General features: G+C 69.2%; 26 protein-coding genes. 17 read left to right on the forward strand and 9 right to left on the reverse strand.

The features are described from left to right. The first annotated feature begins 86 nt into the window (after positions 1-86). Both kstR and ACYVF3_RS19975 read left to right on the forward strand, forming a co-directional pair. A complete protein-coding gene (gene kstR, locus ACYVF3_RS19970) occupies positions 87-713 on the forward strand; it encodes a cholesterol catabolism transcriptional regulator KstR (RefSeq protein ID WP_461155743.1) in 627 nt (208 codons plus the stop codon). An 88-nt stretch (positions 714-801) separates the two neighbouring features. Next, on the forward strand, positions 802-1,371 hold the full coding sequence (locus ACYVF3_RS19975) for a TetR/AcrR family transcriptional regulator (RefSeq protein WP_461155744.1): 570 nt from the start codon (positions 802-804) through the stop codon (positions 1,369-1,371). Here the strand turns inward: ACYVF3_RS19975 and ACYVF3_RS19980 are convergent. Together ACYVF3_RS19980 and ACYVF3_RS19985 are read right to left on the reverse strand one after the other, a co-directional pair. Next, positions 1,337-2,335 carry an ABC transporter ATP-binding protein gene (locus ACYVF3_RS19980; protein WP_461155745.1) on the reverse strand — a complete coding sequence of 333 codons (999 nt, stop codon included), beginning with the start codon at positions 2,333-2,335 and terminating at the stop codon, positions 1,337-1,339. The genes ACYVF3_RS19975 and ACYVF3_RS19980 overlap by 35 nt on opposite strands. Before the next feature lie 104 nt (positions 2,336-2,439). Next, complete coding sequence (locus ACYVF3_RS19985) at positions 2,440-3,201, reverse strand: glucose 1-dehydrogenase (protein ID WP_461155746.1); 762 nt, start codon at positions 3,199-3,201, stop codon at positions 2,440-2,442. A gap of 170 nt (positions 3,202-3,371) precedes the next feature. On the opposite strand from ACYVF3_RS19985, the gene ACYVF3_RS19990 reads away from it, so the two are divergent. The 9 genes from ACYVF3_RS19990 to ACYVF3_RS20030 are packed head-to-tail and all read left to right on the forward strand — an operon-like array spanning position 3,372 to position 9,816. Beyond that, the gene (locus tag ACYVF3_RS19990) at positions 3,372-4,565 is read left to right on the forward strand and encodes a cytochrome P450 (RefSeq protein WP_461155747.1); all 1,194 of its coding nucleotides are present in this window, start codon (positions 3,372-3,374) and stop codon (positions 4,563-4,565) included. A 2-nt stretch (positions 4,566-4,567) separates the two neighbouring features. Next, positions 4,568-5,347: an SDR family oxidoreductase gene (locus ACYVF3_RS19995; RefSeq protein ID WP_461155748.1), complete on the forward strand. Its 780-nt coding sequence runs from the start codon at positions 4,568-4,570 to the stop codon at positions 5,345-5,347. Then, positions 5,344-6,699, forward strand: coding sequence for a cytochrome P450 (locus tag ACYVF3_RS20000; protein ID WP_461155749.1), 1,356 nt, complete (start codon positions 5,344-5,346; stop codon positions 6,697-6,699). Before ACYVF3_RS19995 ends, ACYVF3_RS20000 begins: the two co-directional genes overlap by 4 nt. Continuing rightward, positions 6,699-6,893, forward strand: coding sequence for a ferredoxin (locus ACYVF3_RS20005; protein WP_461155750.1), 195 nt, complete (start codon positions 6,699-6,701; stop codon positions 6,891-6,893). The genes ACYVF3_RS20000 and ACYVF3_RS20005 overlap by 1 nt, the downstream gene beginning before the upstream one ends. A 43-nt stretch (positions 6,894-6,936) precedes the next feature. Beyond that, complete coding sequence (locus tag ACYVF3_RS20010; RefSeq protein ID WP_461155751.1) at positions 6,937-7,155, forward strand: MerR family transcriptional regulator; 219 nt, start codon at positions 6,937-6,939, stop codon at positions 7,153-7,155. Beyond that, positions 7,152-8,570, forward strand: coding sequence for a zinc ribbon domain-containing protein (locus ACYVF3_RS20015; RefSeq protein WP_461155752.1), 1,419 nt, complete (start codon positions 7,152-7,154; stop codon positions 8,568-8,570). The genes ACYVF3_RS20010 and ACYVF3_RS20015 overlap by 4 nt, the downstream gene beginning before the upstream one ends. A gap of 1 nt (position 8,571) precedes the next feature. Beyond that, positions 8,572-9,123 carry a nuclear transport factor 2 family protein gene (locus ACYVF3_RS20020; protein WP_461155753.1) on the forward strand — a complete coding sequence of 184 codons (552 nt, stop codon included), beginning with the start codon at positions 8,572-8,574 and terminating at the stop codon, positions 9,121-9,123. A gap of 23 nt (positions 9,124-9,146) precedes the next feature. Beyond that, positions 9,147-9,335 carry a ferredoxin gene (locus ACYVF3_RS20025; RefSeq protein ID WP_461155754.1) on the forward strand — a complete coding sequence of 63 codons (189 nt, stop codon included), beginning with the start codon at positions 9,147-9,149 and terminating at the stop codon, positions 9,333-9,335. 4 nt (positions 9,336-9,339) lie between these two features. Then, positions 9,340-9,816: a nitroreductase family deazaflavin-dependent oxidoreductase gene (locus tag ACYVF3_RS20030; protein WP_461155755.1), complete on the forward strand. Its 477-nt coding sequence runs from the start codon at positions 9,340-9,342 to the stop codon at positions 9,814-9,816. A gap of 124 nt (positions 9,817-9,940) precedes the next feature. Here ACYVF3_RS20030 and ACYVF3_RS20035 read toward each other — a convergent pair whose 3' ends face one another. From ACYVF3_RS20035 to ACYVF3_RS20055, 5 genes are read right to left on the reverse strand one after another with little or no spacing between them, the layout of a single operon-like run. Further along, positions 9,941-10,792 carry an LLM class F420-dependent oxidoreductase gene (locus ACYVF3_RS20035; protein ID WP_461155756.1) on the reverse strand — a complete coding sequence of 284 codons (852 nt, stop codon included), beginning with the start codon at positions 10,790-10,792 and terminating at the stop codon, positions 9,941-9,943. Further along, the gene (locus ACYVF3_RS20040; protein ID WP_461155757.1) at positions 10,789-11,148 is read right to left on the reverse strand and encodes a carboxymuconolactone decarboxylase family protein; all 360 of its coding nucleotides are present in this window, start codon (positions 11,146-11,148) and stop codon (positions 10,789-10,791) included. The genes ACYVF3_RS20035 and ACYVF3_RS20040 overlap by 4 nt, the downstream gene beginning before the upstream one ends. Next, a complete protein-coding gene (locus ACYVF3_RS20045; RefSeq protein WP_461155758.1) occupies positions 11,145-11,999 on the reverse strand; it encodes an NAD(P)-dependent oxidoreductase in 855 nt (284 codons plus the stop codon). The genes ACYVF3_RS20040 and ACYVF3_RS20045 overlap by 4 nt, the downstream gene beginning before the upstream one ends. Further along, positions 11,996-12,748, reverse strand: a complete 753-nt coding sequence (locus tag ACYVF3_RS20050; protein ID WP_461155759.1) for an SDR family oxidoreductase — start codon at positions 12,746-12,748, stop codon at positions 11,996-11,998. Before ACYVF3_RS20050 ends, ACYVF3_RS20045 begins: the two co-directional genes overlap by 4 nt. Before the next feature lie 17 nt (positions 12,749-12,765). Further along, entirely contained in the window at positions 12,766-14,229 is a 1,464-nt protein-coding gene (locus tag ACYVF3_RS20055; protein ID WP_461155760.1) for an aldehyde dehydrogenase, read from the reverse strand. A 172-nt stretch (positions 14,230-14,401) separates the two neighbouring features. Between ACYVF3_RS20055 and ACYVF3_RS20060 the strand changes: the two genes are divergently transcribed. The 6 genes from ACYVF3_RS20060 to ACYVF3_RS20085 all read left to right on the forward strand — a co-directional run bounded on the left by ACYVF3_RS20060 (position 14,402) and on the right by ACYVF3_RS20085 (position 21,846). After that, positions 14,402-15,031: a PaaI family thioesterase gene (locus ACYVF3_RS20060; RefSeq protein ID WP_461155761.1), complete on the forward strand. Its 630-nt coding sequence runs from the start codon at positions 14,402-14,404 to the stop codon at positions 15,029-15,031. A gap of 18 nt (positions 15,032-15,049) precedes the next feature. Next, positions 15,050-16,126, forward strand: a complete 1,077-nt coding sequence (locus tag ACYVF3_RS20065) for a 2Fe-2S iron-sulfur cluster-binding protein (RefSeq protein WP_461155762.1) — start codon at positions 15,050-15,052, stop codon at positions 16,124-16,126. A gap of 216 nt (positions 16,127-16,342) precedes the next feature. Next, entirely contained in the window at positions 16,343-18,001 is a 1,659-nt protein-coding gene (kstD, locus tag ACYVF3_RS20070) for a 3-oxosteroid 1-dehydrogenase (RefSeq protein ID WP_461155763.1), read from the forward strand. Positions 18,002-18,045: 44 nt separating this feature from the next. Further along, on the forward strand, positions 18,046-18,852 hold the full coding sequence (locus tag ACYVF3_RS20075) for a crotonase/enoyl-CoA hydratase family protein (RefSeq protein WP_461155764.1): 807 nt from the start codon (positions 18,046-18,048) through the stop codon (positions 18,850-18,852). Positions 18,853-18,965: 113 nt separating this feature from the next. Continuing rightward, positions 18,966-20,183 (forward strand): hypothetical protein, encoded by a 1,218-nt coding sequence (locus ACYVF3_RS20080; RefSeq protein ID WP_461155765.1) that lies wholly within the window; start codon positions 18,966-18,968, stop codon positions 20,181-20,183. Positions 20,184-20,193: 10 nt separating this feature from the next. Then, complete coding sequence (locus ACYVF3_RS20085; protein WP_461155766.1) at positions 20,194-21,846, forward strand: acyl-CoA synthetase; 1,653 nt, start codon at positions 20,194-20,196, stop codon at positions 21,844-21,846. 279 nt (positions 21,847-22,125) lie between these two features. Here the strand turns inward: ACYVF3_RS20085 and ACYVF3_RS20090 are convergent, their stop codons facing one another. Continuing rightward, positions 22,126-23,229 (reverse strand): NAD(P)H-dependent flavin oxidoreductase, encoded by a 1,104-nt coding sequence (locus ACYVF3_RS20090; protein WP_461155767.1) that lies wholly within the window; start codon positions 23,227-23,229, stop codon positions 22,126-22,128. 56 nt (positions 23,230-23,285) lie between these two features. Further along, positions 23,286-24,926 (reverse strand): acyl-CoA synthetase, encoded by a 1,641-nt coding sequence (locus ACYVF3_RS20095; protein WP_461155768.1) that lies wholly within the window; start codon positions 24,924-24,926, stop codon positions 23,286-23,288. Positions 24,927-24,953 lie beyond the last annotated feature (27 nt).

Below are 24,953 nucleotides of genomic sequence, written 5' to 3' on the forward strand. Positions count from 1 at the left end.
GCCGGGTTCCCGGTCCACCGTCTTCATAGGATCTTGCGGGTGGGGCGATCCGCCTCGCCGCGAACGCGCTAGGGGGCGTTGCGTCGATGGGTTCTGCGGCCAACCGACAAGGCCAGGGTGGAGACGCGCTCCACGCGATGGCCGACGACGAGCTCACGGCCACGGCCCAGCGCGACCGCCGCAAGCGGATCATCGACGTGACGGTGGCCCTGGCCGACAAGGGCGGTTTCGACGCGGTGCAGATGCGCGCCGTGGCGGAGCGGGCCGACGTCGCGCTGGGCACGCTCTACCGCTACTTCCCGTCCAAGATCCACCTGCTGGTCTCCAGCCTGGTCCGCGAGCTGGAGCGCATCCAGGAACGCCTGGACCGCGCTCCGGTTCGCGGGGATTCCCCGTACGAACGGCTGCTGTTCGTGCTCAGCCGGCTCACCCGGGCGTTCCAGCGCAACCCCAACCTCTCGGAAGCCGTCACCCGCGCGCTGATGTCGGCCGACGCCTCGGCCGCGACGGAGGTCGACACGGCCAACCGCATGATGGAGGCCATGTTCATCGCGGTCATGAGCGACGGTGATCCGAGCGAGGAGCAGGTCGCGGTGGCCCGGGTCATCGGCGACGTCTGGCTGTCCAACCTGGTCGCCTGGGTGACCCGGCGGGCCTCGGCGAGCGACGTCTCCAACCGCCTGGAGCTGACGGTCCGGTTGCTCGTCCGATGACCTCACCTGGGCCTCCGGTCCGCGCCGAGCCGCTCCACGCCACCCGGCCACGCGGCCGTGGTGCTCCTCCGGACGTTAGGCTCGGCGCATGACCGAACCCGTTCGTCAGTTCGTCGAGGGCAGGCGCGCCGAAACCGTCCGCCGGCTGCTCGATGCGACGGTCGAGGAGCTCGTGGTCCGCGGTTTCGGGTCGATGACCGTGCGCTCGGTGGCCGAGCGGGCCGAGGTCTCGCGCGCCACCGCCTACTCCTACTTCTCCTCCAAGGAGCACCTGGTCACAGCGGTGTTCTGGAAGCGGGTCCAAGCCCTGCCGCCCAGCGGCGAGAAGCGGACCGGCACACCCGGCGCGGACGTCGGGCAGGTGGTGGACACGATCGCGCAGATGCTGGCAGCCGAACCGGCGCTGGTGCAGGCATGCACCACAGCACTGCTGGCCGACCAGCAGGAGGTCAAGCGCCTGCGCGACGAGATCGGCCAGGAGGTCTACCGGCGGCTCACCGACGCGGTCGGCGAGGCCGATCCGTCGGCGCTGCAAGCGGTGATGACCGCCTTCGTCGGTTCACTGGTGCTGGCGGGCAGCGGTTACCTGCCGATGGATCAGATGGCCTCGCACCTCGCGGGCATCACCGATCGCGTGCTCCCGCCGGCTGATCGTTGAGGCTGCGCAGCACGCTGCTGCGGGCCGCGGGCGGCAGCTGGTCGATCATCCCCATGACGCGGTTCTTGCGGCGCTGCACGGCCTGACGTTCGGGGAGCCCCGCGGTGGCGGGCAGCTGAGGCGGCACGCCGACCACGCGCTCCTCGGTGGCGATCCGGCCGCTGGCCAGCCATTCGCGCTCGCGGTCCAGGCTCGCCTGGTCCTTCTCCTCGCTCATGCCGATCGGGCCGGTCTTGTCGCCGCTGAGGAACTGCGCGACCACCGGGTCCTCGCTGGTGAGCAGCACCTCGCGAGGCCCGAACAGGACGAGCTCGCGGCGGAAGAGCATCCCCAGGTTGTCCGGCACCGTGCGCGCCAGGTTGATGTTGTGGGTGACGATCAGGATCGTCGCGTCCAGGTGCGCGTTGATGTCGATGAGCAGCTGCGAGAGGAAGGCCGTGCGCACGGGGTCCAGCCCCGAGTCCGGCTCGTCGCAGAGGATGACCTGCGGATCCAGCACGAGCGCGCGGGCCAGCCCGGCGCGCTTGCGCATCCCGCCGGAGATCTCCCCCGGCAGCTTGTCCTCGGCCCCGGACAGACCGACCATCTCCATGCGTTCGAGCACGATCCGGCGGATCTCCGCCTCGGTCTTGCGGGTGTGCTCGCGCAGCGGGAAGGCGACGTTGTCGAACAGGTCCATCGACCCGAACAGCGCCCCGTCCTGGAACAGCACGCCGAAGAGCTTGCGGATCTCGTAGAGCTCGCTCTCGCTGCAGGTGCAGATGTCCACGCCGTTGACCAGGCACCGCCCGTTCTCCGGCTTGAGCAGCCCGATCATCGACTTCAGGAAGACGGACTTGCCGGTTCCCGAAGGCCCCAGCAGCGCCGAGACCTCCCCCGCGGGGAGGGTGAAACCCACGTCCCGCCAGATGGTCTGCGGCCCGAAGGACTTGCTCAGCCCCTCGATCACGATTTCAGCTCCCACACCACGCTCCTCACGTCGACGTCGTTGTCGCAGCGGTGCGCCCGCACTCACACGCGAGACGGGCGCACCGGGTCGGGTCGTGCCGAGATCGCCGAAAAGCGTTGTCAGCGGCGGTAGTAGGCGTGCGTGGCGGTGGCCCCGCCGTCGGCCACGAACTCGGCTCCGGTGCAGTAGCGGCTCTCCTGGCCCGCCAGGAACACGACGAGCCCCACGATGTCCTCGGGCTGACCGATGCGGCCGAGCGGGACCATGTCGCCGATCGGGCTGAGATCGGTGCCCTCCCCGGTGAACTCCCGGGTCATGCCCGTGTCGAACATGCCGGGGTGCACGGAGTTGACGCGGATGTTGCGCGGGCCGAGCTCCATGGCGGCGGCCTTGGTCATGCCGCGGATGGCGAACTTGCTGGCGGTGTAGGCGACCAGCTGCGGCATTCCGCCCAGGCCTTCCACCGAGGAGAAGTTGACGATCGAGCCCTCTCCGGAATCGGCGAGCGCCGGTGTGGCGGCGCGCATCCCGAGGAAGGTGCCGAACTGGTTGATCCGCACGATGCGCTCGTAATCGGCCAGCGAGGTCTCCTCCAGCGAGGAGAACATGAGCACGCCCGCGTTGTTGACCAGGATGTCGAGCTGACCGAAGCGCTCGGTGGCGTGGTCGACCGCCGCGCTCCAGTCCTCCTCGTCGGAGACGTCGAGGTGCACGTAGCTCGCGGATTCGCCGAGCTCTTCGGCGAGCTCCTTGCCCGGAGCGTCGAGGATGTCGCCGATGACCACCGAGGCGCCTTCGGCGACGAAGCCGCGCGCGATGGCCGCGCCCTGCCCTCGTGCCGCACCGGTGACCAGCGCGACCTTTCCCGCGAGCCGTCCCATTCGCCGACCTCCCTGCCGAGCCGAACCCGTTCGCCCACGAGACTAGAACACGTTCTCGGTAATTGGGAACCCTCCTCGCAGCTCCGCGATAGAAGCGGATGAACTTGTTCTCGATTCTTCTCCCCTCCAGGGTTGCCGGAGGGAGCAGAGCCGTACTAGCGTCTGGACACATGTCCAGTGGTGTTGTGTTCAGCCCGTACGACTACGCCGTGCACACCGACCCGTACCCGACCTACGCGCGGCTGCGCGACGAGGCGCCGGTCTACCGCAACGACGAGCTCGACTTCTGGGCGCTGTCGAGGCATTCCGACGTCGCCGCGCTGTTCCGGGACAACACCCGGCTGTCCAACGCCAACGGCGTCTCGCTGGACCCGGCCGCGTGGGGCCCCTACGCGCACAAGACGATGTCGTTCCTCGCGCTCGACGACCCGCGCCACAACCGGCTCCGCTCGCTGGTCTCCCGCGGCTTCACCCCGCGCAGGGTGCGCGACCTGCAACCGCGCATCCTCGAACTCGCCCGGCACCACCTGCACCCGGCACTGGATTCCGGCGAGTTCGACTTCGTGGCGGACTTCGCGGGCAAGTTCCCGATGGACGTGATCTCGGAGCTGATGGGCGTCCCGGAAGCCGACCGCGACCGGCTGCGGGAGCTCGCCGACACCGTGATGCACCGCGACGAGGGCGTCTTCGACGTCCCGCAGGCGGCGATGGAGGCATCGCTGAACCTGGTGGCCTACTACGCCGACATGCTCGCCGAACGCCGCACGAAGCGCACCGACGACCTCACGTCCGCGCTGATGGACGCCGAGATCGACGGCGACCGGCTCAGCGACGACGAGATCATCGCGTTCCTGTTCCTGATGGTCGTCGCCGGCAACGAGACCACCACCAAGCTTCTGGCCAACGCCGCCTACTGGGCGCACCGCAATCCCGAGCAGCAGGCCAAGCCCTTCACCGATCCGGCCCGGGTGCCCGACTGGATCGAGGAGACCCTGCGCTACGACACCTCCAGCCAGATGGTCGCGCGCACCGCGACGGAGGACATCGCGCTGCACGACACCACGATTCCCGCAGGCGCCCGCGTGCTGCTGCTGGTCGGTTCGGCCAACCGCGACCCGCGCGCCTTCGACGCCGCCGACGACTACGACCTCGAACGCAGCACCGAGACCCAGATCGTCAGCTTCGGCGGCGGAACCCACTTCTGCCTCGGAGCGCACCTCGCGCGCTTGGAGGCGCGGATCGCGCTCACCGAGTTCGTCGAGCTGGTCAAGTCCTACGACGTCGACACCGACCGCGCGCAGCGCGTGCACTCCAGCAACGTGCGCGGGTTCGCGACCCTGCCCGTTCGCGTGGAAAGCAGGTAGCCATGCCCAGATTCGAACCGAACCCGGTCCGCCGCCCGACCGCGATCGCCGGCGCGTCGGCCGGGATCGGCGCGGCCACCGCCCAGGCCCTGGCCGCCGCGGGTCACCCGGTGGCCCTCGGAGCCCGCCGCGCCGACAAGTGCGAGGAGCTGGCCGCCAAGATCCGCGCCGACGGCGGCGAGGCCATCGCGGTGGAGCTCGACGTCACCGACGAGAGCTCGGTGGCCGATTTCGTCGCCAGGACCGCCGATGAGCTCGGCGACATCGAAATCCTCGTCTACGGCGCGGGCGATCTCGACGCCGACCTGGTGCACGAGATGGACGACGACCGCTTCGGCAGCCAGCTCGACGTGCACCTCGGCGGCGCGCACCGGCTCGTCTCCCGCATCGTGCCCGGCATGGTGCGGCGGCAGCGCGGCGACGTCGTGCTGATCGGCTCCGACGTGGTGCCCAAACCCCGCCCTCGGATGGGCGCGTACGTGCCCGCCAAGGCCGGGCTGGAAGCGATGGCGCGCACGATGCGCATGGAGCTGGAGGGAACCGGAGTGCGCGCCAGCATCGTGCGTCCCGGTCCCACGTTCACCTCGATGGGCATGCAGTGGGACGACAAGACCACCGAGGCCGTGCTCAACGACTGGGTGAAGTGGGGCCTGGCCAGGCACCCCTACTTCCTGCGCGCCTCCGACATCGCCGACGCCGTCCACCACGTGGTCTCGGCACCGCGCGGCGTGCACCTGAGCTTGATCGAGGTCGAGCCCGAAGCCCCGCTGGAGGAGAAATGACGCTGCTCGCACCGAAACAGGTCTCCGGTGGCCACGACGAGCACGGCCACCTCGAAGAACTGCGCACCGATCCGATCGCGCTGATGCGCCGGGTCCGCGAAGAGTGCGGCGACGTGGGGACGTTCGACCTGGCCGGGCGCCGGGTCGTGATGCTCTCCGGAGCCGAGGCCAACGAGTTCTTCTTCCGGGCCTCCGACGACGACCTGGACCAGGCCGCCGCGTACCCGTTCATGACGCCGATCTTCGGCCAGGGCGTGGTCTTCGACGCGCCACCGGAACGGCGCAAGGAGATGCTGCACAACCAGGCGCTGCGCGGCGAGCAGATGCGCGGGCACGCCCAGACCATCGACGCCGAGATCGCCCGCATGGTCTCGGAGTGGGGCGATGAGGGCGAGATCGACCTGCTCGACTTCTTCGCCGAGCTGACGATCTACACCTCGTCGGCCTGCCTGATCGGCAAGCGGTTTCGCGACCAGCTCGATCACCGCTTCGCCGAGCTCTACCACGACCTGGAGCGCGGGACCGACGCGCTGGCCTACGTCGACCCGCACGCGCCGATCGAGAGCTTCCGCCGCCGCGATGAGGCTCGGGCCGGACTGGTACGCCTCGTGCAGGAGATCATGGACGGCCGTGCCGCAGCGGGCAAACCACCGCGCGACGAGCGGGACATGCTCGACGTGCTGATGTCGGTCAAGGACGAGGACGGCCGGCTGCGGTTCAGCGCGGACGAGATCACCGGGATGTTCATCTCGATGATGTTCGCCGGGCACCACACGAGCTCCGGGACCGCCGCCTGGACGCTCATCGAGCTGCTGCGCAATCCCGGCGTGCTGGGCGGCGTGGTCTCCGAGCTCGACGAGCTCTACGCCGACGGGTCCGAGGTGAGCTTCCGCTCCTTGCGCGCCATCCCGCAGCTGGAGGGCGCGATCAAGGAGGCGCTGCGGCTCCACCCGCCACTGATCCTGCTGCTGCGGGTGGCCCAGGACGAGTTCAACGTGCGGGGACAGCGCATCGAGCGCGGTGACTTCGTGGCGGCCACCCCGGCGATCTCCAACCGCATCGCGGAGGACTTCCCGGAGCCCGACGAGTTCCGGCCCGAGCGCTACGTCGAACCGCGCCAGGAGGACCTGGTCAACCGCTGGACGTGGATCCCCTTCGGGGCGGGCCGGCACCGCTGCGTGGGCGCGGCGTTCGCGATGATGCAGCTCAAGGCGATCTTCTCAGTGCTGTTGCGCGACTTCAGCTTCGAGCTCGCCCAACCACCGGAGTCCTACCGCAACGACCACTCGAAGATGGTCGTCCAACTCGCCCAGCCGTGCCGGGTGCGCTACCGGCGCAGGAAGGAGTCCTGATGCGCATCGTGTGCGATCTCGACCTGTGCCAGGGCCACGCGATGTGCGAGCTGGAGGCGCCGGACGTGTTCTCGGTGCCCCGGCGCGGCAAGGTCGAACTGCTGGTCAACGAGCCGCCCCCGGATCTGCGCGGCGAGGTGGAAAGCGCTGTGCGGGAGTGTCCCACGCAGGCTTTGAGCATCGAGGAGGCTTGACAAGTGCTCCGCTATTCGACTGGACCTCGCTATTCTTGTTCATATGAGCAAGAAGTACCGCATCTCGGAGTTCGCTCGGCAGATCGGGCGATCGGCGTCGACTGTTCGCCGTTGGGCGAGCGAAGGACGTATCGAGGTCGAGCGAGCCCCGTCCGACCAGCGGTGCTTCACCGAAGAGAACGTGCGCGCCTTCTCTTCTCGCCACGCCGATCTGCGCCGATTGGAAAAGACGCTGCAGGACGAGCTGGGTGGTGGCCGGTGAAAGTCACCCGCATCGCCTACAGTCATCACCTCAATCAGGGGAAGTACGAGCGGCTTGTTGAGCAGGCCCTTCGTTTGGGGCGGGTACGTGCTTTGGTGTGGGCACGCTACGGAGCACCCGTCCACGATGGTGCCGGGTACCGGACTGTTCGTGATGCGTGGATGCGGGACGGGACGGCCGAAACTTTCGGGGTTTTGGCGAATGCGTGGAAGGAAACCGTTCGTGACGCTATGGCCGACATCAAGGCCCATCGCGAGGCCGGGAAGGTCAAAGTCCGCAGGTCGATCAAGCGGCGGTACCGCGACGAGAGGCAGCGGAAGAAGGCATACGCAGACCTGAAGTACGGCCGTTGGCGGGAGGACGGGTTTCTGGCCAGGCAGATGCGCAAGCACGTCAGACACGGAGTCTCCCGCAGCGCGAATCAGATCGTGGTGCGTTCTGATCAGTACCACGTCTGGGCGATGGCCGACGGCAACATGTGGATCGACGTCCCCGGCCTGGCACGTCGAGAGAAGATCGCGATCCCGCTGAACACCACCGTCGTCCCGACCGGAACGCTGCGGCTGATGCTGCGTGATGGTCAGGTTGAGGTGCATTACGTCACCGACGCCTCCGACCTGCGTGAAAGTCGGCCCTGCGGTACACGCGGGGTCGGCGTGGACAAGGGATACACCGAGGTGTTGACCGACTCCGACGGCCAGCACCACGGAGAGCAACTCGGCGAGCTGCTGCGTACCGAGTCCGACCATCTCAAGACCAAAAACGCCTGCCGAGCGAAACTTCGGTCCGTCGCCGACAGAGCCAGCAAGGCCGGCGACCACGCGAGGGCTGACCGGATCAGGCGCAACAACCTCGGCACCACGAAACGAAACCGACGACGCGCACGTTTCAAAGGCCAGGTGCGCAGCCTGACCTTTACCGCCGTGCACGCCGTTGTCGACAAGGCCCACACTGTTGTGGCCGAGGACCTCACCCGTTCCTTCGTTTCCAGGAAGAGGCTGGGCAGGAACACCAACCGGCGTCTTGCAGCCTGGACCAAGGGTGTCACGGCTGAGGCGCTCAACAGCGTGTCGGAGCGCAGAGGTTCTGCGCTGACGCTGGTCAACGCGGCCTACACGTCACAAGTCGCCCCCTGCTGCCGAACTCTTGGCAAGCGCACGGGGGACCGGCTTCACTGCACTGGTTGCGGGGACGTCTGGCAAGCAGACCACGCGGCAGCGATCAACGTTCTGGAAAGAGACGCAGACCCCGACATCTGCCTGTTCACACCGCACACGCGGGTGAAACAGATCGTCCAGCAACGGGCCGATCGCCATCGGACCAGACTGCCGGTCCAGGACTCCAGCCCCCGCACGGGCGGAGAGCGAACCATCCTTTTTGAGCAGCAGCGCTCAATGAACTGGAAGCAGGCTTGACATGCCCGCATACCCTCGGGAAGAACTGGAACGGATGGTCCAGCACTGGCTGGATGAGAACGAGCGCTGCGAAGCGCTCGGCGACTGGAAAGACCTGGCGCAGCTCTACACCGAAGACGCCACCTACGGCTGGAACACCGGGCCCAACGAGGACTTCATGGCGGTGGGCCGCGACGAGATCCGCGACATCGCGCTGGGCGTGGAGATGGAGGGGTTGGACGGCTGGAACTACCCCTACGAGCGGGTGCTCATCGACGACCGGCAGGGCGAGGTGATCGGGTTGTGGAAGCAGGTCGCGCACGCAAAGCGGCCCGACGGCAACCCGTACCAGGTCGCCGGCATCGGCGGCAGCTGGTTCCGCTACGGCGGGAACATGCAGTGGTCGTGGCAGCGCGACTTCTTCGACTTCGGCAACGCCGCGCACCTGTTCCTCGAGATGATCAAGGCCGACGTGCTCTCACCCGGCATGAAGAAGCGCATGGAGGTCGCCGCGTCCGGGGTGCCGCAACCCGGGCACTACCGCAAGGGCACGGCGCCCGTCGAATTGTGGTGACCTGAGCAGAAAATGGAGGACCGATGGAGATCGTGGTCGACTTCGACCTGTGCGAGGCGAACGGCATGTGCGAGGCCGTCGCACCCGACGTCTTCGAGATCGACGATGACGACAACCTGAACATCATCGCCGAACCCACGCCGGAGCTGCGGGATTCGATCGAGCAGGCGGTGCACTCCTGCCCGAAGGCCGCGCTGTCGCTGAAGGACTGAGCACATGCCGAAAGAGCGTCCACCGCAGCTCGACTCGCCGGTGGTGGCCAAGGTCATCAAGGTGGCCTCGCGGCTCAACATCCGGTTGTACCGCGCCACCGGCGGTCGGGTCGGCGGGAACTGGCGCATCGGTGCCGGGTTCCGCAAGTCCGTGCCGATCTGCCTGCTGACCACCACCGGACGTCGCAGCGGACAGCCGCGCACGGCGCCGCTGCTGCACATGCCCGACGGCGAGCGCGTCATCCTCGTCGCGTCGCAGGGCGGGTTGCCCCAGCACCCGGCCTGGTACCACAACATCAGGGCGAATCCCGAGGTCACGGTCCAGCTCAGGCGGGATGTCCGTCGCATGCGCGCCCGCACCGCGAGCCCGCAGGAGCGGGCCGACCTCTGGCCCCGCCTCCTCGACCTCTACGCCGACTTCGACGACTACCAGTCCTGGACCGACCGGGAGATCCCGGTAGTCATCTGCGAACCCGCCTGACACCGCCCGTGAGTTCTCGGCGCGCTCAGTGAGCGAAACCTCACCACGGGGCAGTTTTGGTCCGAACCGTCCATGATCACCATCCGGAATGTCCGGTCAGTTCGGACCAAAACTGCCCGTTCCCTCACTCCCCGATGCCGAGCTTGCCCGCGAGGCGGTGGAAGTACTCCGCGACCCACTGCTCGCCCTTCTCCGGGAAGCCGAAGAGGGCTTCGGTGACGCCGAGCTGCTCCCAGCGGGCCAGGCGGTCGAAGTCGGGCTTGCCCGACAGGGCCACGATCTGCGGATCGCCCTCCCGGCCCGCTTCCTTCCAGGTGCGCTTGAGGAGCGCGACCTTGTCGTCGATCTCGCCCTCGGTCGGCGTGGTGATCCAGCCGTCCGCGGAGCGGGCGATCCAGCCGAACGTCTTCTCCGTCCCGCCGGCCCCGACGAGCACCGGGACCCGGGGCTGCTGGATCGGCTTCGGCCACGCCCAGCTCGGACCGAAGTCGACGTGGTCCCCGTGGTACTCGGCCTCCTCCTGGGACCACAGCTGCTCCATGGCCTCCAGGTACTCGCGGAGCACGGTGCGCCGCTTGGCCTTGGGCACCCCGTGATGGGTGAGCTCGTCGATGTTCCACCCGAACCCGGCGCCCAGGCTCACCCGGCCGCCGGAGAGGTGGTCGAGGGTGGCGATGGTCTTGGCCAGCGTGATCGGGTCGTGCTCGACGGGGAGCGCGACGGCGGTCGCGAGCCGGATGCGCGAGGTCACCGCGGCGATCATCGACAGCGCCACCCACGGGTCCAGCGTCCGCAGGTAGCGGTCGTCCGGGAGCTCCTCCGATCCGGTGCCGGGGTGCGCGGCCTCCCGCTTCACCGGGATGTGGGTGTGCTCGGGCACCCAGTAGGAGTCGAAACCCGCCTCCTCGGCGGCCTTCGCCGCGACCGCGGGCGGAAGTCCGCGATCGCTGGTGAACTGCACGATGCCGTACTTCATGTGTGGTCCTTTTCGCCGAGGATCTTCTCGATGCGCATGGTGAACTTGGTGCCCAGCGGCCAGCCGACGTAGTGCGTCATGAACAGCCCTATCTCGCGCAGCTGCTCGGCGTCGAGCTCGTCGTTGCCCAGCGCCGCCCGCACCTGGATGTCGGCGACGTCGTCGAGCCCCTGGGCGGCGAGCGCGCCGAGCAGCAGCAGCCGCCGGTCTCGCAGGCTCAGCCCGGGGCGCGACCAGATCTCGGCGAAGAGGTGGTCGACGGTGACGCCGAAGAAGTCACCGGGTCCGTCGGAGACCTCCCAGCCGTAGACCTCGCCCATCTTGGCCAGGCCGCGCTGCCGCTGCTCGTCGGTCATGATGCCTCCCGTGCGACGCCGAGGGAGGCGGCCAGGTCGCGCATCGCCCGCTCCCCCAGCGGCAGCTCGACGCCGAGCCGCTCGCCGAGCTGCAGGGCCAGCGCGAGGTCCTTCTCCCCGAGGTCGCGGACGTTGCTGAAGATCGGGTACCAGTTGTCCGATGTGGACAGATGCTCGGTCTCGCCGCGCAGCATGATCGCGCCCGGCCCGCCGGTGATGGCGTCGGTGTGGCGCACGATCTCGCCGAGATCGCGCAGGTCGAGCCCGGCCGCTTCGGCGAGCCGCTGAGCCTCGCCCGCGGCCGTGAAGGCCACGAAGTGCAGCAGGTTGCGGGCGAGCTTGCAGCGCGTGCCCGCACCCACCTCGCCGGCGTGCACGACGAGCCCGGCCCAGCGCTCGAAGACCGCCTTGCAGCGGGTGAAGGACTCCTCGGGGCCGCCGACCATCACCGCGAGGTTCGCCTGGTCCGCACCGACCGCACCACCGCTCACCGGCGCGTCGACCACCGAAACACCGCGCAGCGCGGCCAGTTCGGCGAGCCGGGGCGCAGTGCTCTCGCTGATGGTGGAGTGGATCGCCACGACGGCTCCTTCGGACGCCCCGGCCAGCAGCCCGTCCGGCCCGCAGACGACCTCCTCGACCTGCGCGTCGTCGCGGACCATCACCGAGATGACCTCGGCGTGCTCGGCGACCTCGCGCGGGGAGGCCGCCGGCCGCGCACCGCGGTCGGCGAACCCCGCGACGACCTCTGGCCGGACGTCGTGGACGACGAGTCCGTCCGGCCAGTCCACGAGCTTGCGGGCCATCGGCTTCCCGATCTGCCCGAGACCCACGAACCCGACGGCGCTCACGAGCGGATCACCTGCCCGCCGTCGACGTTGAAGATCTGCCCGGTCACCCAGCCCGCCTCCTGCGACAGCAGGAACAGGCACATCCCCACGAGGTCTTCGGGCTGGCCCATGCGCTTGAGGGCCATCCCCTTGACGATCGCCTTCACCATCTCGGGCGGCGTGGTCTCGCGGGTGGCCTCGGTGTCGATCGGGCCCGGGGCGATCGCGTTGATCCGCACGCCCATGCCCCCGATCTCGTGGGCTAGCTGCTGGGTGAGCCCGTTGACCGCGACCTTGGCCAGTCCGTAGAAGCCGGAGTAGACCCAGGCGGCGGTGGAGGACTGGTTGACGATGGACCCTCCCCCGCGGGCCTGCATGTGCGGCACGCACGCCCTCGTGCACAGCAGCGCGCCGTCCATGTTCACGCTGAGGAACTTCTTGTAGTAGTCCCAGTCGACGGTGTAGAGCAGGTCCAGCTTCATGCCGCCGTAGATGGCGGCGTTGTTCACCAGGTGGTCGATGCCGCCAAAGCGCTCGACGGCGGAACTCGCCATCGCAGCGGTGGATTCCGGCGAGGAGACGTCGACCTCGACGAACGCGGCGGTGCCGCCGTCAGCGGTGATCTCCTTGGCGACCTTCTCGCCGTCGGCCGTGTTGAGGTCGGCGACGACGACGCTCGCGCCCTCGGCGGCGAGCGCTCGCGCGTACGCCTCGCCGACGCCCTGCGCCGCCCCGGTGACCACCGCGACCTTGCCTTCGAAACGCCCCATTGCGTCCTCCCGCCTCGCTACGCCGGTTCGGCGATGAGCTTGGTCTCCAGGTATTCCTCGAAGCCGGCCAGTCCCATCTCTCGGCCGATGCCCGACTGCTTGTACCCGCCGAACGGGGCGTCGGCGCCGTACCAGACGCCGCCGTTGATGCCGATCGTTCCGGTGCGGATGCGCGCGGCGACCCCACGCGCCCGGTCCAGGTCCTGGCCGTGCACCGCACCGGAGAGCCCGTAGGGCGAGTCGTTGGCGATGCGCACGGCGTCGTCATCGCCGTCGTGCGGCAGGATCACCAGCACCGGACCGAAGATCTCCTCGCGCGCCACGCGCGAGTCGTTGGTCAGCCCGGTGATCAGGGTGGGTTCGACGAAGAACCCGCGGTCGCGGTCCGATCGAGCGCCGCCGCAGGCGAACTTCCCGCCCTCTTCCTCGGCGAGGGCCAGGTACCTCTCCACCCGGTCGCGCTGGCGCGCGGAGATGACCGGCCCGCACACGGTTCCGGGATCGTCGGGGTCACCGGCGGGGATTCCGCTGAGCGCCTTCGCCGTCAGCTGCACGGCTTCGTCGTAGCGGGCGCGGGGCACGAGCAGCCGGGTGGTCAGCGCGCAGCCCTGGCCCGCGTGGGTGCACACGGTGAAGGCCGCGAGCCCGCAGGCCGCGCCGAGGTCGGCGTCGTCGAGGACGACGAACGCCGATTTCCCTCCCAGTTCCAGGAAGGTCCGCTTGATCGAGGGAGCGCCGGAGGCCATCACCGCGCGCCCGGTGTCGGTGGATCCGGTGAACGAGACCAGGTCGACCCGGTCGTCGGAGGACAGCTGCGCCCCGAGCCCGTGGTCGTCGGAGGTGACGATGTTGACCACGCCCGGCGGGATGTCGGTCTCGGCCAGCAGGATCTCGCCGACGGCCGCGGCGCACCACGGCGTGTCGGGCGCGGGCTTGAGCACCACGGTGTTGCCGGCCGCGAGCGCGGGACCGAGCTTGGCGAGGTTGATCTGGTGGGGGAAGTTCCACGGCGTGATCGCCCCGACGACGCCCACCGCTTCGCGGCGGGTCCAGCGCCTGCTGGGCATCCCCATGGGTTCGGCGACGCCGAGATCGCGGGTCCACTCGTAACCCGCTGCGAGCTCGGCGAAGTGGGCGACGTCGGCGATCGGCGCGTCCAGCTGCGCGCCGTGGGTGAGGAAGCGAGGCGCACCGACCTCGGCGATGGTCAGCTCCCGCAGCTCCTCGGCGTGCTCCTGCAACGCCCGGCTCAGCTGTTGGAGGCAACGCACGCGCAGGTCGAGGTCGCGGGACCAGTCGGTCTCGTCGAAGGCGCGCCTGGCTGCCGCGATCGCGCGGTCCATGTCGGCAGCGGTGGCGTTGGCCGCCGTGCCCAGGACCTCTTCCGTGGCGGGATTGGCGGTCTCGAACCTGCCGCCCGACCCGGGGACCTGTTCACCGTCGATCAGCAGGTTCGACGCCTTGGTTGTCCAGACGCTCATCGGCACCACATCCGGTTTCTAGACACGTGTCAAGACTAAAGTCCACATTTCGCGACCACAAGGTCCGATCTCAATAGAACGAGTTACCCCCTCTCCGCGAAGCCGCCGTTGACACAGCATAATCGAGGCGTAGAACATGTTCTAGAAGTTCGGCGCACGAGGGGAACACCGGATGACCGACGAGAAGCCAGGCACGACCTCCCTGCCAGCGGCGGTGGCCGCACCGGTCATCCCGGAGATCCCGGCCGAGACGACGCTGCTGGCAGGCCGCATCCGCGAGCTCATCGAGGCCGGCGTGCACACCGACGCCACCGCCGAAGACCTGCGCGCGGCCGCCGAGCACGTCTCTGCCGCCACCGCGCTGCTGCGCGAGCGCACCCGGGACGAACCGCTGCTGATGTCCTACGTCGACGGGCACCAGGTCAGCGTCAACAACCCGGTGGAGGGTCCCGGCAACCCCCTCGCACCGCCCATGGTCGGCGTCGAGATCGACGAGTCCGGAGCGACCTCCTCGTCCGCGCTGCTCGGCGCGGCCTACGAAGGGCCACCCGGACGCGTGCACGGCGGCTGGGTCGCCTCGCTGCTCGACCACGCGCTCGGCAGGGCGACCGCGGTCGCCGGCCACCCCGCGATGACCGTGTCGCTGACCGTGGACTACCGACGCGGCACGCCGCACGGCGTGCCGCTGACCATCAACGCCCGATTCACCGGCAAGGAAGGCCGGAAGGTCTTCGCCACCGGCGAGATCGTCGCCGACGGGGAAACCACCGCGCAGGCCAGCGCGATCCTGGTGACCTACTGACCATCGAGGAGTTCTGCGATGCCTGAGTTCCACCGACTGCGGGTGGCCGAGGTCGTCGAGGAGACGGCCGACGCCCGCTCAGTGGTCTTCGACGTCGACGTCACCCGGTTGCCCTACCGGCCGGGCCAGTTCCTGACGCTGCGGATCCCCAGCGACCGCTGCGGATCGGTCGCTCGCGCGTACTCGCTGTCGAGCTCGCCGGTGACCGACGGGCGGTTGGCGGTGACGGTCAAGCGGACAGCCGACGGCTACGCCTCGAACTGGATCTGCGACAACGTCGCCGTCGGGACCGAGCTGGACGTGCTGGAACCGGCCGGGGTGTTCACGCCGAAGGCGCTGGAGGACGACCTGCTGCTGTTCGCCGCGGGCAGCGGGATCACGCCGGTCATGTCGATCCTGAAGTCCGCGCTGGCCACCGGATCCGGTCAGGTCGTGCTCGTCTACGCCAACCGCGACGAGAAGTCCGTCATCTTCGCGCGCGAGCTCACCGAGCTGGCCGCGGCGCACCCCGGACGACTGGTGGTTCTGCACTGGCTGGAGTCGGTGCAGGGGCTGCCGACCCAGGACTCGCTGCAGTCGTTGTCGGCGGCGTTCCCGGAGCACGAGGCGTTCATCTGCGGACCGAAGCCGTTCATGGACGCAACCAGGAAGGCGCTGCGCGAAGCCGGTTTCCCGAAGTCGGCCATCCACCTGGAGCGCTTCGCCTCGCTGGCGGGCAACCCGTTCGACAACGCGACCCAGGCCGAACCCGCGACGGCGCCCGAGCCCGAGCCGGCCCCCGACCCCGCCCCGGAGGAGAGCGCCGAGCAGGCCGAACCGGAGGAGTCGGTCGTCGACGTGACGCTCGACGGCGAGAACCACGTGTTCAACTGGCCCGCCGACAAGCGGCTGCTCGACCTGCTCAAGGAGAAGGGGCTGCCGGCGCCGTCGTCGTGCTCGGAGGGAATCTGCGCCGCGTGCGAGTGCCGGGTGACCGAGGGCGAGGTCACGATGGTCAACAACCAGGTCCTCGAACAGGAGGACCTGGACGAGGGCTACGTGCTGGCGTGCCAGTCGCTGCCCAAGACCCCCAAGGTCAAGGTCGACTACGACTGACCTCGAAGGCGCTGCGACCACCGCTGTTCCGGGTGGCAGCGCCCGGTTCCCGCCGGTGCCGCACCGGACCTCCCGCCGTGCGCCTCGACAACGATGTGCAACACGTTCTTAGATACCAGAACGGCTCGTTGACTGCTGAAATCGGGCAGAACCGTAGCGCACATTAGGTGAAAACTATAACCTGTTTCAGTATCGTGAGGGCCACCTGGAGGTGCCATGACAGAAGCGACCTTCGATGTCGTCGTGGTCGGCTCCGGCGCCGCCGGAATGACCGCCGCGCTCGCGGCGGCGGACCGCGGATTGTCGGTGCTGGTCGTGGAGAAGGACCGCTACTTCGGCGGCTCCACCGCGCGATCCGGCGGAGCCGTCTGGGCCCCGTACAACGAAGTGCTGCGGAAGGCGAAGTCCGGCGACAGCCCGGAGAAGGCCGCGACCTACCTGCGGCACCTGATCGGCGACGAGATCGCCGCCGACCGCCGCGAGACGCTGCTCTCGCACGGGCCCGACATGGTGTCGCTGGTGCTGCGCAGCACGCCGCTCAAGCTCAAGTGGATCCCCGGCTACTCCGACTACTACCCCGAGACGCCCGGCGGGATCCCCAAGGGCCGCACGCTGGAGCCCAAGCCGTTCAACGGCAAGCTGCTCGGCGACGAGCTGACCAACCTGCAGCCCCCGTACCTGCCGGCCCCGGCCGGGATCACGGTCACCGCGGCCGAGTACAAGTGGATGAACCTCATCGCCCGCCACCCGCGCGGCGTGTTCACCTCCGCCAAGGTGGGCTTGCGCCGGGTCATCTCGCTGGCCACCAAGCGGCCGCTTCTGGCCCTGGGACAGGCGCTGGCCGCCGGTCTGCGCGCGGGACTGCTGCGCGCAGACGTGCCGGTGTGGCTCAACAGCCCGCTCGCCGAACTGCAGGTGGAGGACGGCGTCGTCACCGGAGTGCGCCTGCAGCGCGGCGAGGAGGACGTGCTCGTCCGGGCGCGGCACGGCGTGATCATGGCGGCAGGCGGTTTCGAGAAGAACGAGCGGATGCGCAAGCAGTTCCAGCGCGAACCGATCGGCACCGACTGGACCGTCGGCGCCGAGGGCAACACCGGCGACGGCATCGAGGCCGGTCAGCGCCTCGGCGCGGACGTAGACCTGATGGACGACGCGTGGTGGGGACCGTCGATCCCGCTCCCCCGCGGTCCGTACTTCTGCCTGTCCGAGCGCAACCTGCCCGGCAGCATCTTGGTCAACGCCGCGGGCGAGCGCTACGTCAACGAGGCGACCCCGTACGTCGACGCGGTGCACGCGATGTACCGGGGGCACGAGACCGGGGTCTCGCACATCCCTTCGTGGCTGGTCATCGACCAGCGCTACCGCAACAACTACACCTTCGCCGGTCTCCCGCCGCGCCAGCGGTTCCCGGGACGCTGGTACAAGGCGGGCGTCGTGCACACCGCCGCCACCATCGAGGAGCTGGCGACCAAGATCGAGGTGCCCGCGGAATCGCTGCGCGCAACCGTCAAGCGGTTCAACGGCTTCGCCCAGAACGGCACCGACGAGGACTTCCACCGCGGCGAGAGCGCCTACGACCAGTACTACGGCGACCCGCGCCTGCCCAACCCGAGCCTGGCTCCGCTGGAGGTCGCGCCGTTCCACGCGGTCAAGATCGTGCCCGGCGACCTCGGCACCAAGGGCGGGCTGCGCACCGACGCCCGCGCACGGGTCCTGAGGGAGGACGGCTCGGTCATCCCCGGCCTCTACGCGGCGGGCAACGCGAGCGCGGCCGTCATGGGATCCACCTACGCGGGCGCAGGCGCGACGATCGGCCCGGCCATGACCTTCGGCTACATCGCCGCCCTGGACATCGCCGCCGAGGCGCAGCGGTGACACCCACCGGAGACGAGAACCAGAAGACGCGAACTGGAGGCGGGATGACCTCGACGACGGAGACAGAGCAGCCGCATTGCCTGGTCGAGCAGCGCGGCGGCGTGCTGGTGGTGACGATGAACCGCCCGGACGCCAAGAACGCGCTGTCCGGCGAGATGATCAAGATCATGATCGAGGCCTGGGACCGGGTCGACAACGATCCCGAGATCCGGGCCTGCGTGCTCACCGGCGCGGGCGGAGCCTTCTGCGCGGGCGCCGACCTCAAGAGCATGAGCAACAACCACCCCGGTGACCAGCACCAGCAGGGCTCGTTCAACCCCGCCAAGATCGAGGGCCTGCTCAAGGGCAGACGGCTGAGGAAACCGCTGATCGCCGCGGTCGAGGGCCCCGCCATCGCGGGTGGCACCGAGATCCTGCAGGCCACGGACATCCGGGTGGCTGGCGAGAGCGCGCGCTTCGGCGTCTCCGAACCGCGGTGGGGCCTGTTCCCGCTGGGCGGTTCCGCGGTCCGGCTGACCCGGCAGATCCCCTACACGGTGGCCGCCGACCTGCTGCTGACCGGACGTCACATCAAGGCTCCCGAAGCCAAGGACCTCGGCCTGATCGGCCACGTCGTGCCGGACGGGACGGCGTTGGACAAGGCGATGGAGCTGGGCGAGATGATCGCCGCCAACGGCCCGCTGGCCGTGCAGGCGATCCTGCGCACCATCCGGGAGACCGAGGCGATCCCGGAGGAGGAAGCCTTCGCCATCGAGGCGGAGCACGGCATCAAGGTCTTCATGAGCGCCGACGCCAAGGAAGGCCCGAAGGCCTTCGCCGAGAGGCGCAAGCCCGACTTCCAGGGCAGGTGAACCGCGAGGGGCGTCCCGGCCGGGGCGCCCCTCCTGATCGGTCCAGCAGCACCGGGACACCGATGCCCGTCGTTGCAGAGTCGAACGTCCCCGCACTGTCGCGAGGTGCACGTATGCAGAGCCGCTACGCAACACTGCCCCGAGACCGCCTGGCCACGCTGCTCCCGGAACTGCTGCTGGTCGGGCAGTTGATCGACCGATCGGCGATGGCCTGGTGCATCTCGTCGTTCGGTCGCGAGGAGATGACCCGGATCGCCATCGAGGAGTGGATGGCGGCCAGCCCCCTCTACACCCGGCGCATGCAGAACGCGCTGGACTACCGCGGCGACGACGTGGTCACCATCTTCAAGGGGCTGCAGCTCGACATCGGCGCCCCGCCGCAGTTCATGGACTTCCGCTACACCGTGCACGACCCGCGCTCCGGCGAGTTCCACCTCGACCACTGCGGCGCGCTGATGGACGTCGAGCCGATGGGCGAGCGCTACGTCCGCGCGATGTGCCACGACATCGAGGACCCCACCTTCGACGCCACGGCGGTGGCCACCAACCCGAAGGCGCAGGTCCGGCCGGTGCACCGGCCGCCGCGCGTGCCCGCCGACCGCCAACCGCACTGCGCGTGGACGGTGATCATCGACGACGCGCACCCGCCGGTCTCCCCCAGCGACGACTGCGTGGCGCTGAGCGAGTCCCGGGCGGCGAACCTGGAGCTGTCGGCCATCGACCCGGCCGACGACGGGCGCGGCGACTACGCGGGCCCGCTGCTCAGCGACCTGGACTTCGCCGACTTCAGCTCCTCGGCCCTGGTGCGCATGGCCGACGAGGTGTGCGTGCAGATGCACCTGCTCAACCTGGGTTTCGTGCGAGCGGTGGCGCGACGAACCGACGATCCGCGGGAGATCTGCACCAAGCAGCTCGTGGGCATCGCCGGGCTCGCCGCCGAGCGCATCCACCGGGCGCTGGGCCTGCCAGGGGGTGTGGAGGGCGCGTTGCGGACCTTGGAGCTGCATCCGCTGCTCAACCCCGCGAACTACGTCGTGGCGTCGCGGGATTCCGCTTCGATCACCGTGCGGCCCGGGCCGGCCCACGACGACGGGGCGTGGATCTCGTTGTGCGGCCCCGATTCCACGGCGCCGCTGCAGGCCGTGGTGCGCGCGGTCGATCCGCGGCTGGACGTCGTGGTCGACGGTTCACCCGACTCCTGGACGGCCCGCGTCATCACCGGTGAGCGACCCGCGAACGAGTTCGACGAGGTGGCGGTGACCCGGATCAGCTCCGGCTCGAACTTCGTCTTCCAGCCCCGGAAGTCCATCCCGATCACGCCAGTTCGGTGAGGAGAACCCCATGACGGGCACGAGCTTCAACCTGTCCGCGGTCTTCCAGACCGTCGCGGACGCGGTCCCCGACCAGGAGGTGCTGGTCTGGGGCGATCGCCGGTTCACCTACTCCGCGCTCAACGCCCGCGTCGACGGCGTCGCGCACTACCTCACGAGCCAGGGCCTCGGCTGCCACACACCTCGCGAGAACCTCGCCGGGCACGAGTCCGGGCAGCACCACGTCGGCCTCTACCTGCACAACGGCAACGAGTACCTGGAAGCCATGGTGGGCGCTTTGCGGGCGCGCGCGGTGCCGTTCAACGTGAACTACCGGTACGTGGCGGAGGAACTGGTGTACCTGTTCACCGACGCCAGGACCGAGGCGCTGGTGTTCCACTCCGCTTTCGCGCCGCAGGTCGCCGAGATCCGCGACCAGCTGCCGGATCTGCGCGCGCTGATCCAGGTCGACGACGACAGCGGCAACCCGCTGCTGCCCGGCGCCGTGGCCTACGAGTCCATCGTGGACACCCCGGTGCCCGGTGCGCTGCCCGAACCGACCGGGGACGACCTCTACCTGCTCTACACCGGTGGCACCACCGGGATGCCCAAGGGCGTGATGTGGCGCCAGCACGACGCCTACGTCAGCGCCATGGGCGGCACCCCGTTCGGCAGCTCCGAGCCCTACAGCTCCTACGAGCAGATCGCCGAAGCCGCCAGGCAGGGCGGCGGCGGGATGCGGATGATCATGACGGCGCCGTTCATGCACGGTGCCGCGCAGTGGTCGGCGTTCCACATGATCACTCAGGGCGGCGCCATGATCCTGCCCGCCGACCCGACACGCCTGGACTGGCACGAGGTCCTGCGCACCGTGGAGCGCGAGCGGGTGGTGAGCATCCCGGTGGTCGGGGATGCGATGGCCCGGCCCATGGTCGTCGAGCTGGAGCGCGGCGGCTACGACCTCTCCGGCGTGTTCGCGGTGCAGAACGGCGGGGCCCCGCTGACACCGACGGTCCGCGGCCGGCTTCAGGCGCAGCTGCCGAACGTGCTGTTCGTCGACACGGTCGGATCGTCTGAGACCGGCATCCAGATGAGCCAGGTCTCCGACGGGAGCAGCGCCGAGGCAGGCGTTTTCACCCCGGACGGCGACACCACGGTCCTCGACGACGACCTCACCCGCGAGCTCGCCACCGGCGAGCAGGGCTGGCTGGCCCGGCACGGACGGGTCCCGCTCGGCTACCTCGGCGATGCCGGCAAGACGGCCCGGACGTTCCCGGTCGTCGACGGCAAGCGCTACAGCATCCCGGGCGACCGCGCGATCCGGTTGAGCGAGGACCAGATCCAGCTGCTCGGGCGGCAGAGCATCACCATCAACTCCGGCGGCGAGAAGATCTTCGTCGAGGAGGTCGAGCGCGCGCTGGCCGCGCACCCCGCGATCGCCGACGTGATCGTCACCGGGCGCCCGTCGGACCGCTGGGGCAGCGAGGTGGTCGCGATCGTCGAGCTGCTGGAGAACCACGAGGCGTCAGACGACGACCTCATCACCGAGGCGGCCCGGCACATCGCCCGCTACAAGCTGCCCAAGGCGATCGTCCGCGTGGCCGAGATCCAGCGCTCCCCCAGCGGCAAGGCCGACTACCGCTGGGCCAAGGCCCAAGCGGAAACCACCCCCACCCAGGCCTGACCCCAGGCGTCCCCACCCCGCGCGTCCCCACCTGGCGCGTCCCCACGACCTGGGCATCTCCCAGTTTTAGTCCGAACCGAGCCGTGATCACGCCCGAAATGTCGGCTCAGTTTGGACTAAAACTGGGACGTGGTGAGCACCTCCGCGGGCGCGACGGCGGCGTTGGGCTCGACGACAGCGGAACTGCGCCAAGGCCCTCCGGGAGGTCTTCCGGGAGGGCCTTGGCGCGGTTCGGTGGGGGAAGTTTTCATGAGAACTTCCCCCATCCTGGGGTTTCGGTCAGCGGAGCTTGTCGAGGTTGGCGAAGGTCTCCTCGACCTCCTTGAGCAGGTCGTCGAAGACCTCTGCGACGGGCCGGATCTCGTTCATCCGGCCGACGATCTGCCCCACCGGCATGGACACGGCCTGCGGGTCGGTGGCGCGCATCATGCGCTGGTGGGCTTCGCTGACGAGGATGTTCTGCAGCGGCATCGGCAGCGGCTCCGGCGCGTCCGGGGCCGCCCACGCCTCGGTCCACTTCGTCTTGAGCAGCCGAGCGGGCTTGCCGGTGTAGATGCGGGAGCGGACGGTGTCGCTGGAATCGGCCGCCAGCAGCGCCTCCTGCGTCACCGAATCGCCCATCGTCATGCCGTACTCGGCCGTGGTGAGCCAGTAGGACCCCATCCAGGCACCGGAGGCGCCCAGCGCGAGCGAGGCGGCGATCTGGCGTCCCGTGCCGATGCCGCCGGCGGCCAGCACCGGAGCGCGTCCGGCCAGAGCGTCGACGATCTCCGGAACGAGCACCATGGTGGCGATCTCACCGGTGTGGCCGCCGGCCTCGTGGCCCTGCGCGACGACGATGTCCACGCCGTTGTCGACGTGCCGCTTCGCGTGCTCGGCCTTTCCGGCCAGCGCCGCCACCAGGACGTCGTGTGAGTGGGCCTGCTCGATGATGTCCACCGGCGGCGAGCCCAGCGCGTTGGCGATCAGCGCGATCGGGTGCCGCAGCGCCACGTCGACGTGCGAGCGGGCCACCGAGTGCAGCCAGCCCAGCACACCGCCGCGTTCCTGCTCGTCCTCGGGCAGTTCCGGGACGCCGAGCTGGCTGAGGGTGCGCTCGACGAACGAGCGGTGCTCAGGCGGGATCAGCGAGTCCAGGTCGACCTGGGTGCCCTCGGTGGGCACCTTGGCGGGCATCACGACGTCGACGCCGTAGGGCTTGCCGCCGGTGTTCTGGTCCATCCAGTCCAGGACCTTGTCGAGCTCATCGGGGTCGTTGAACCGCACGCACCCCAGCACGCCGAGCCCACCCGCCTTGCTCACCGCCGCGGCGACGTGCTCCGACGGGGTGAAGGCGACGATCGGGTGCTCGATCCCGAGCGTGTCGCAAAGCGATGTTCGCATCTGGTTCCTCTCACGAACGTGTTCGGTGTGAACGTCTTCCGCAGCGGTGCGGGCTCTCAGCGCGCGGCGGACTTCCGCGAGGACTCGTTCACCTCGGTGGGCTCGTGGGCCTCGGTGTGCTTGCGAGCCCACGGGTAGTCGGGCTTTCCGCTGGGAGAGCGGGTGATCTCATCCACCAGCCAGAGGCTGCGCGGTACCTTGTACCCGGCGATCACCTCGCGGGCGTGGGCGTCGAGCTCGGCCAGCTTCGGCGACGCTCCCTCGCGCGGCTGCACGAGCGCGGCGACCCGCTGACCCATGCGCTCGTCGGGCACGCCGACCACCAGGACGTCGAAGACGTCGGGGTGCGACTTCAGCGCGCTCTCCACCTCCTCGGGGAAGACCTTCTCCCCACCGGTGTTGATGGACATGTTGCCGCGCCCGAGCAGGGTGACCGTCCCGTCGGCTTCCAGCCGGGCGTAGTCGCCGGGGACCACGTAGCGCGTGCCGTCGATCTCGACGAACACCGAAGCGGACTTCTCCGGGTCCTTGTAGTAGCCCAGCGGCACGTGCCCGGTCTTGGCCAGCCAGCCGACCTGCCCGGTTCCCGGCTCCAGCGGCCGGTTCTCGTCGTCGATGACGATGAGCTTCTTGTCCGCGGTGACCCTGGGGCCCTCGGTCTGGACGCCGTCCTTGGTGACGATCCCGATGCCGCCGAACCCGGTCTCCGAGGAGCCGATCGCGTCGGTGATCACGACGTTGGGCAGCTCTTCGAGGTACTGGTGCTTGACCGAGGTCGAGAATAGCGCGGCCGTCGAGGAGATCGCCACCACCGAGGACGCGTCGTACTCGCCCTCGCGGAAGGCCTCGATCATCGGCCGTGCCATCGCGTCACCGACGATGGCCAGGACGTTGACCTTGTTGCGCTCCACCGCCCGCCACACCTCGTGCGGGTCGAACTCGGGGACGAACACCGTTGTGGCGCAGGCGAAGAGGTTGCCGAAGGTGGCCCACTGGGCGGCACCGTGGATGAACGGAGCGGCCGGAAGCCGCACCAGGCCACCGGTTTCCGCGCCCGTGCGCGCCAGTTCCCACTCGTCCTTGACGTATTCGCCGGTCATGAAGTCGATGCCGCCACCGAGGACGCGCCAGACGTCCTCCTGGCGCCACATGACGCCCTTGGGCATGCCGGTGGTGCCGCCGGTGTAGAGCAGGTAGAGGTCGTCGGCGCTGCGCTCGGCGAAGTCGCGGTCGGCGCGCTGCGCGGCGAGCGCGGATTCGTACTCCGCGGCGTCGTAGCGGGAGTGGTCGGCGTCCGATCCGTCTTCGATCACTAGAACGTGATTCAGGCCAGGAACCTGCGGCAGCACCTCGGCGACGTGATCGCTGTACCGCCGCTCGTGCACCAGCGCGACCATGTCCGCGTTGGAGAAGATGTACTGCAGCTCCGCGGGCACGTAGCGGTAGTTCACGTTGATCGCGACCGCCCGCAGCTTGTACGCCGCGAGCATCGCCTCCAGCGCTTCGATCGAGTTCCTGGAGTACACACCGATGTGCGCGCCCGGGCCGACTCCCCGCTCGGCGAGGTGGTGCGCCAGCTGGTTGGACCGCTGCTCCAGTTCCGCGAACGTCACCTGGCGCTCGCCGCAGACCACTGCGACGCGCTCAGGGACCATGTCGACTGCGTGCTCGAAGAGATCTGCGATGTTGAGTGCCACTCGAAAAAAGTAGAACGTGTTATCGCT

The sequence above is a fragment of the Saccharopolyspora tripterygii genome (assembly GCF_054778355.1).